This window comes from Sphingobacterium sp. UBA1897 (assembly GCF_002337775.1).
GTDB lineage: Bacteria > Bacteroidota > Bacteroidia > Sphingobacteriales > Sphingobacteriaceae > Sphingobacterium > Sphingobacterium siyangense.
This window is the reverse complement of sequence record NZ_DDGR01000003.1, coordinates 165,031-172,645: the sequence shown is the minus strand read 5'-3', so window position 1 is coordinate 172,645 and position 7,615 is coordinate 165,031. Positions and strand designations below refer to the sequence as shown.

Below are 7,615 nucleotides of genomic sequence, written 5' to 3'. Positions count from 1 at the left end.
GTGATTAATGTAATTTACAATTGATTTGCTCGGGCAGTTATTTCCGCAATGTCCAACACCTCAATCTCTGATTCTTTTTCTTTTATTTTTACGCCATCTTTTAACATCGTCATACAGAAAGGACATGCTGCAGCGACAACTTGAGGCTTTGCATCGATGACTTCTTCGATACGTTCGATGTTAATGTCTTTTGCTCCGGGCTCTGGTTCTTTGAACATTTGTCCGCCCCCAGCACCGCAGCAAAGTCCATTGCTCTTACAACGTTTCAGTTCGATCAACTGGGCATCCAAGCTTTCCAATACTTTTCTCGGTGCCTCATAGACCTCATTTGCACGGCCAAGATAACAGGGATCATGATAGGTTATCTTCTTTCCTTTGAATACGTTGTTATCCGCTGGTTTTAATTTTCCTTCATCGATCAGGTTTTGGATCAATTGTGTATGATGAATGACCTCATAGTTACCACCTAGGGATGGATACTCATTTTTCAATGTATTGAAACAGTGTGGGCAAGCCGTTACTATTTTTTTGATTTCATAGCCATTGAGTACTTCGATGTTCATCATGGCCTGCATTTGAAATAGAAATTCGTTTCCACTTCTTTTGGCAGGATCACCTGTACAACTTTCTTCTGTACCTAAGATGGCATATTTTAAACCGACATGTTGTAATATTCTGCAGATATCGCGCGTAATTTTCTGTGCACGTTCGTCAAAACTCCCTGCACAACCTACCCAAAATAGTATATCAGGAGTTTCTCCTTTGGCCAACAGTTCTGCAACTGTGGGAACTTTTAATTCATTTTCCATCATAAAACTATTGTTGTTGAGCCCAATTGGCGCGGTCCAATTGCGCATATTTCCAAGGGGCACCATTGTTCTCAATATTTCCAAACATATTGTTAATACTCGCAGGAGCTTGTGATTCTTCCATAACAGCAAAGCGGCGTAGCTCAATAATAATATCCAAAGGATTAATATTGACCGGGCATTGTTCTACACATGCATTACAGCTTGTACAGGCCCATAACTCTTCTCTGCTGATGTAAGTGTCAATGAGAGATTTTCCGTCATCCTGAAAGCTTCCATTTGTTTTGATATTCGTACCGACTTCAGTGAGTCGATCCCGTGTATCCATCATGATTTTTCGTGGGGACAGCAGCTTTCCCGTTATATTTGCGGGGCAGGAAGATGTACAACGTCCACATTCAGTACAGGTATATGCATCCAATAAGCTCTTCCATGTTAAATCCTGGACATCTTTGGCTCCAAAGCGTGCATTTGCATCTGCTGGAGGCGGGGTGAAACTCGGATCAAGCATTGCCTTAACCTCATTGGTCACAGCTGGCATATTGGATAGTTTGCCTTTTGCGTTCAGATTAGAAAAATAGGTGTTCGGAAAAGCCAAAATAATATGAAGGTGCTTGGAATAGGGGAGGTAGTTTAAGAAGGCAAGTACACCTAGGATATGAAACCACCAACAAGACCGCTCTATTAAAAATAAGGCCTCCGTCGAAGTAGGAAGGTATGGAAGAAGATAATGGCTTACTGGAAAGGAACCTGCCGATTTAAAATGTGCAAAGCCATAGAGTTGCAATTTAAGATCAGAAGCGTTCATCAGCAGGAAAGCCGACATTAAAAGAATCTCTGTGATTAAAATAATATTTGCATCCGTCTTGGGCCAATGTTTCAATTCCGCGCTATTTAAGCGAGCTACTTTAGCAATATTTCTCCGAAATAAAAAGATGAGACAGGATACCAGTACACCCAGCGCGAGCCATTCAAATGCCCCAATCAGGAAATTATAAAAACTCCCTAGAAATGAAAAGATACGATGTGTACCAAAAAGCCCGTCGATGACAATCTCCAACATCTCAATATTGATGATGACAAATCCAAGGTATACAAATAAATGTAGGACTGCGGGGAAAATACGCTTAAACATTTTCTTTTGACCAAAGGCGACGAGGAACATCATTTTCCAACGCTCCGCGGATCTGTCCGAACGATCTGCCGGTCTGCCTAGCTTGATATTACGATAAATCTGTTGTGCATTTTTGCTAAAAAGAAACAATGCTACAGCGAAACAAACCGCAAATATTAGTTGACCTATCATATGCTTGTATCTTGGTTATAAACAAATATACTATATTATTTTGTTATGCTAACATAGTAAAAATAAATCAAAAATGAGGACCTAACACGATAAATTATTGGAAATTTTTAATGGTGAATTTAGGCTGTAATGAAAAACGTCCAAGAAGGAATTATTTCTTCTTGGACGTTTTCTCTAGTTGTATCTGAGTAGACTACAGCTCAACATCAGAAAATGTCTGTTCTAATATTTTACGCATCGTTTTCTGAATTCGTTCTTTTCCTGCTTCGGTATTTACATCAATACCGCAAAATGTACTACCTGTAGATTTTGCCTGAAGGCTCAAATAATAAATTGAACTGACTAAAATCGCTAATGTCGCTCTAAGGTCGTTTTCGGAGTTTTCGAATTTTGAATCGACATGTTTAAATAGTTCTTCGCCGAGCAATTCTCTTCTGTCGGCTATATTTTTAAGCGCTTTTGTTTTTTCGCCCAGTCCCCAATGAATAACTTTTTGCTTCGTCTTATCCTTCAAAAAGGTGTTAAATTGAGATTTAAGCAATTCTTCTATCAAGGAGATACTGATGGAGCCCGGGTTTGTGATCATTTGTTCCAATACGCCCTTGTCTCCGATTTGCCAAAAATCTTTTTGTGTTAGGTAAGCTTCCACCAGTTGATCGAGACCGCCAAAATAATTCCATATTAATGCTTTGTTCAGTCCACATTCCAAAGCAATATTAGGGCCATTCAATGCATGGTATCCTTTTTTCTGAATTACCTTTCCGACAGCAGCGATCATTCGCGCCTTGGTGCGTTCCTTGTCGCGAATAGGACCGGAAGTTACCTTTCTTTCTTTTTTAGGATTATCCTCAATTACTTTCTTTTTCATGCGAATAAAATCATTTTAACGACGAAGCTTTCCTGGGTACCTTATATTCGTCAGTTAATGAACAAATTTGGGACCATGAAGTTTTCATTAGGGTAGATATGTTTGTTTTCCGAACCAATATCTACAATTTAGCTGGTAAATGCAAGAAAATCAAGCAGCAGATTTTTATTTACACTATAATTTGACTGATTCGATAAGCTTTTGAGTTTACCTTATTCTTTTCGCTGTAGAACTGGAGCGTATTTGGTGCTGTCGGCGTTTTACGCTGATTGAAATTCACTTGCCATTGGGAAAATAGATAGGCAATAAAAAAGGGATTATCGATATCGATAATCCCTTTTTTATTGCCTTGTATACTAGCTTATTTTCTTGCTGGAGCAGCAGGAGCAGCTGTAGCTGAAATACCTAATTTTGTTTTAACAGCAGCAGTTAAATCCTCTCCACCTTGGTAGTAAGGGATAAGTCCAGGATTTGAAATATCAAATACATAAGCCATTCCTTTTTCTTTAGAGATAGCACTAACAGCATCCATAACTTTTTTGTGTACAGGTGCAATTAATTCTTCTTCTTTTTTGTTCAAGTCCTCTTGAGCAGCTTGTTGTGCTGTTTGAATACGAGCCTGAATATCTTGTAATTCTTGACCTATTTTGTTGATTTCTGGATCAACCGTATCTTTATTTGCTTCACTTCTGTTACGCAATTTATCGTTTGCTTCTTTTTGTTTTGTTTGATAAACAGTAACCATGTCTTGAATTTCTTTGGTTTTACCGTCACTCAATGTTTTCAATTGACCTTCTGCAGCTTTAAACTCTGGAGTAGATTGGATAATTTCACCTAAACTGATATGACCAATCTTTTGTTGCGCATTTGCGAATTGAGTTGAGAAAAATACTGCCACTAAAGCAACCGCACCCTTTAATAAATTTTTCATGCTTTTCATTTTAATCTAATGAGCCATCTTTATGGCAATCTTTTAGTTTTCTAATTAATTACTACTATTATTATTTGTGTTCACAATGATAATAAACTCCCGCTTAGTTTGCAAGACTCGGATTAGGTTTATATCCTAATTTTGTAATGACATCATTACTTTTATTCAATTTTGGATTGGCATAGAGAAAAGTAGACTCATTACCCTTGTCCATAATAAAATCAATTCCCTGAGCAGAAGCAACATCTTGGATAGCTTTTGCTACACGGTCTTGAATAGGCTTCATCAATTGAGTACGTCTTTTAAAAAGGTCTCCTTCAAATCCAAACTTTTGCTTTTGATAGTCTTTTACTTCTTTTTCTCTTGTCACGATTTCATCCTCACGGCGACGACGCATATCTTCATTTAATAAGACCTGGTCCTTTTGATAAGCCTGATATAGTTTTTCGATCTCAGCATATTTCTGATCCACTTCTTCCTGCCATTGCTTAGATAGGTCATCTAACTGTTTCTGTGCAGTCGTATATTCAGGAATATGTTTTAGGATATATTCTGAATCAGCATATGCAAGTTGTTGGGCAAATGTCGCTGTAGCACTCACGACTACAAAAGCTATAACTAACAATATTTTTTTCATATTTCCTGTAAGTTTTTATAGACTATACTTTTTATTATTTAACACTAATTTACCTTATGACTTCGGATAATCCCAAAAGTTTAATTCGAGAAAACCGCTCTACGTAAATTTACGGCTCAAAAATAAGAAAAAAGAAGCAATCTAACAGATATTTCTCGGGTTTAACACTATTTAACTTGTTGAAGAATGCTCCAATGCTAGTTGCCTGAGTGCTGTTTATGGCTTCTTTTTTCGGTGATCATAACCGCACTCAATATAAGAAAATTTATAAGATATATAGGGGGATTTCGCATTTAATCCGATCAGGTGGAAATGAAAGAAAAATGCATGTTTTACTGAAAAACAATCTTAAAACAAAAAAGCTATCTACAATTTCTTGCGATAGCTTTTTATTTTATTTCGACAGGATTGGATCAACAAAGATTAGAATCCACCCATATTTTGCATGATACTAAATGTAAAGTTTTGTTTCCATGTACTGCTCGGTAAACCCGGGATAGGGTCGAATGCATGGCCGTAATCTATTCCTAGCATACCAAAGATAGGTAAGAAGATACGGGCACCAACACCTGCAGAACGACGTACTTTAAATGGATTGTATTCGGTGAACTTATTCCAGGTATTTGCCGCTTCAGCGAAAGCCAATACGTAAACTGTTGCCTGATCATTTAACATCACCGGGTGACGTAATTCCATTTGATATTTCGTATAGATTGGACTACCTGAATTTCGTGCCACATTCACATTTTGTGTTCCTTCAGGAATGATTACACCATTTGCATAACCACGTAATGCAACAATTTCAGATCCTTGTAGGTAATCAAACCCTTGCATACCATCCCCACCGACTTTGAAACGCTCGAAAGTTGATATCTCAGTTTTGCTGGAGTATTTACCCAAGAAACCAAATTGAGCTTGTGCTTTGAAAACAAGTTTTCCCGCAATTTTTGCATACCACTGCGAGTCAAATTTCCATTTGTGGTACTCTGTCCAACGGTAGCGTTCCTGAGCCGAACCATTTTTATAATCAATGTTGTTAAACAATGAATATGGAGGCGTCAATTGCACCGAGAATTTGATGTTTGAACCCGAAGTAGGATAGATAGGAGCATCGATCGAATTACGGCTAAACTCTTGCGTCAAGTTGATGTTATAAGCTGTACCATTATCAAATAGGAAGTAATTTCCATAGTTCTGAAGCTTATAACGTTGGAATGACAAGGAGGTGTTTGCCTGGAACCAGTTGTCTGGCCATTGCAAACGCTTACCTAATGTGGCGGTAATACCAGTCATCCAAATACGATTCAACTCGGAATCCTTAACAATTTGCTCGCCAGTATAGTAGTTAAATCCACCATATGATGAACTCGAAGTATAGGCGCTCAAACCAAAATAAATTGGTTTTTTACCACCCAACCAAGGCTCGGAGAAAGAGAAACTATACGATTGATAACGTTTACCTGAAGTTTGACCACGGACACTCAACTTCTGTCCATCTCCACGTGGTAGCGGTTTCCAGGAACTTTTATCAAAGAAATTACTGGTAGAGAAGTTGTTAAATGTTAAACCTAACGTACCGATGATCTGACCGGCACCATAACCACCCGAAAGTTCAACCTGATCCGAAGGTTTTTCAGTAACATTATAAACAATGTCCACTGTACCATCCGCATAATTTAGATTTGTCGGTACTGGGTTTGTTTTTTGCTCATCAAAATTTCCCAACTGCGCAATCTCACGCACACTGCGCATAATTTGTTCTTTTGAGAATTTTTGACCAGGTTTTGTATAAATAGAACGTAATACAACACGGTCGTTTGTTACATCATTACCTTTAACAATAACGTTATTGATGGTATATTGAGCACCTTCATATACACGTAAATTCAAATCGATGGTATCGTTGTAAATACGCGTTTGTTCGGGGTCTACTGAGAACGTAAGATAACCATCGTTCATATAGATTGAAGAGATGTCATCCGCATTTCGACCACCGCCTAACAGTTTGGCATTTAACTTTTCTTCCGAAAAAACATCACCACGTTTGATACCTAAAATTTTATTTAGTAAGGTGTCAGAATACTTCGCGTTACCTGTCCAAACAATATTACCTACATAATATTTAGGACCTTCATAGATGTCAAAATTAACCAACACATTTTTTTCACCCTCGCGAATAACCGTATCTTTCAAGAGCGTCGCATCACGATAGCCTTTGGCTGCCATTTTCTTGATTAGGTTTTCTTTACCTTCTTTGTATTTTTCTTCCTTGAATTTTCCAGGACCGAAAATACGGTACCACATTTTTTGCTTGATTGGCTTGGCCATTTTTCTCAATTCTTTTTGAGAAAAATGTTCATTCCCTGTAAAAGTCATTTTTTTGACTCTTACCTTATGTTTTTTATCCACATCGGCAATAAGTATTTCATTATTAGCCTGTGCCGAGTCTTTCACTGTTTTTAGGGTGATCTCCGGATATAAAAAAGCTTTTTCTTTTAAGAACCGTTGGATTGTACCACGTGTGGTGTTCATCAAGTTTTCGTTGACAATCTTACCAGTGTTACTATTTAAACGTTTGCGAACTTCTTCGGTCTGGCTTTTACTTAGACCGTTGATATCAATACGAGTTAAACGAGGACGTTCTACTACACGGATGGTCAAAAATATATTTTCACCTTCAATTTTATCTGCCCATAATTCGACATCATCAAAGAGGCCTTGAGCCATCATATCCTTCACTACTTTTGCAGTCGCCTCACTTGGAACTTCCAAATATTGACCTACTGACAATTTAGAGATCGTAATTAATACATTTTTATCTAAAAATTGTGTTCCAGTTATATCAATAGCACTAATTACATAGTTTTTAGGATTGAGATAGCTGATTTTTTCTGGGTCATTTAAATTGAACGCACCTTTGTCTTGTCCGTAGACAAGCTGCATTGATGAGAGGCCAAAAAATAGTATTACGGGTAGTATACGCTTCATTTATCTATAATTATTGGCGCTAAAGTACACCAATCGTTTGTTAATTTTTGTTAATTAAGAAAATTTAACCAGCTTG

Annotated in this window: 6 protein-coding genes; all 6 read right to left on the bottom strand. The window is 37.6% G+C overall.

Annotation, left to right across the window (positions count from 1 at the left end; genetic code table 11):
• Window positions 1-14: 14 nt before the first annotated feature.
• The 6 genes from B4N43_RS02685 to bamA all read right to left on the bottom strand — a co-directional run bounded on the left by B4N43_RS02685 (window position 15) and on the right by bamA (window position 7,539).
• Window positions 15-809, bottom strand: a complete 795-nt coding sequence (locus B4N43_RS02685) for a (Fe-S)-binding protein (RefSeq protein WP_075994698.1) — start codon at window positions 807-809, stop codon at window positions 15-17.
• Between the two features lie 7 nt (window positions 810-816).
• Complete coding sequence (locus B4N43_RS02680) at window positions 817-2,115, bottom strand: 4Fe-4S dicluster domain-containing protein (protein WP_286732586.1); 1,299 nt, start codon at window positions 2,113-2,115, stop codon at window positions 817-819.
• Window positions 2,116-2,308: 193 nt separating this feature from the next.
• On the bottom strand, window positions 2,309-2,983 hold the full coding sequence (locus B4N43_RS02675; RefSeq protein WP_070569195.1) for a TetR/AcrR family transcriptional regulator: 675 nt from the start codon (window positions 2,981-2,983) through the stop codon (window positions 2,309-2,311).
• A 361-nt stretch (window positions 2,984-3,344) separates the two neighbouring features.
• Complete coding sequence (locus B4N43_RS02670) at window positions 3,345-3,914, bottom strand: OmpH family outer membrane protein (protein ID WP_120334962.1); 570 nt, start codon at window positions 3,912-3,914, stop codon at window positions 3,345-3,347.
• Window positions 3,915-4,017: 103 nt separating this feature from the next.
• Window positions 4,018-4,551, bottom strand: coding sequence for an OmpH family outer membrane protein (locus B4N43_RS02665; protein WP_046671928.1), 534 nt, complete (start codon window positions 4,549-4,551; stop codon window positions 4,018-4,020).
• 423 nt (window positions 4,552-4,974) lie between these two features.
• Window positions 4,975-7,539, bottom strand: a complete 2,565-nt coding sequence (gene bamA, locus B4N43_RS02660; RefSeq protein WP_286732583.1) for an outer membrane protein assembly factor BamA — start codon at window positions 7,537-7,539, stop codon at window positions 4,975-4,977.
• Window positions 7,540-7,615: the final 76 nt, after the last annotated feature.

What these genes read in the sequence shown, in the direction of transcription:
- B4N43_RS02680 (WP_286732586.1), bottom strand. Translation starts at nt 2,115, where the DNA reads ATGATAGGTCAACTAATATTTGCGGTTTGTTTCGCTGTAGCATTGTTT.
- bamA (WP_286732583.1), bottom strand. Translation starts at nt 7,539, where the DNA reads ATGAAGCGTATACTACCCGTAATACTATTTTTTGGCCTCTCATCAATG.
- B4N43_RS02665 (WP_046671928.1), bottom strand. Translation starts at nt 4,551, where the DNA reads ATGAAAAAAATATTGTTAGTTATAGCTTTTGTAGTCGTGAGTGCTACA.
- B4N43_RS02670 (WP_120334962.1), bottom strand. Translation starts at nt 3,914, where the DNA reads ATGAAAAATTTATTAAAGGGTGCGGTTGCTTTAGTGGCAGTATTTTTC.
- B4N43_RS02685 (WP_075994698.1), bottom strand. Translation starts at nt 809, where the DNA reads ATGGAAAATGAATTAAAAGTTCCCACAGTTGCAGAACTGTTGGCCAAA.
- B4N43_RS02675 (WP_070569195.1), bottom strand. Translation starts at nt 2,983, where the DNA reads ATGAAAAAGAAAGTAATTGAGGATAATCCTAAAAAAGAAAGAAAGGTA.